1 protein-coding gene is annotated in these 472 nt (G+C 63.1%); it reads right to left on the bottom strand.

Annotated features, from left to right (window positions below):
• Nucleotides 1–189: 189 nt before the first annotated feature.
• The coding region (locus tag KVG87_RS25735) for a hypothetical protein (RefSeq protein ID WP_217853247.1) at nucleotides 190–472 on the bottom strand (283 nt) is incomplete at its 5' end.

The following is a 472-nucleotide window of genomic DNA, read 5'->3' as shown; positions in this document are numbered from 1 at the left end:
AAGGCTTTGCCCCGGCGTACGGCCCGCTCGCTGGGGCTCGGGGTACCTTCGTTACGGGACCGATCCGGGCGCAGCGGCTCCGGTTGGCTTCGCTGCACCTACACTCGCTGTGTACGACTGCGTCGTACGGTCGCTGCGCTCCCCCCCCCGGATCGATCCCGTAACGAAGCCTGCCGAAGGGGCAAAAGATCAAAAGCCGAAGCAAAGCAAAAGCCAGATCAAGAGCCAGATCAAAAGATCGCTGCCTTCGGCGGCTCCAGTTAGATCGCGTACCACTTCAAGAACAGGTCGGCTGTCAGGCCGCCTTCGCGAGCAGGCTCGCTCCCACAAAAAGGCAAAAGCAGCGCAGCTGCCCGCGGCGAAGCCGCACCACTCAACAATGAGCGCAAGCTCGAGTGCTCTTGATCTACGGGCGACGTCGGAAGGCTGAGCGGAGGGATTGATCCGGGCGTGGGAGCGCAGCGACCGTCTG

Origin of the sequence: Pseudomonas siliginis (assembly GCF_019145195.1) — a bacterium.
Taxonomy (GTDB): Bacteria; Pseudomonadota; Gammaproteobacteria; order Pseudomonadales; family Pseudomonadaceae; genus Aquipseudomonas; species Aquipseudomonas siliginis.
This window is presented reverse-complemented; position numbering and strand designations above follow the sequence as displayed.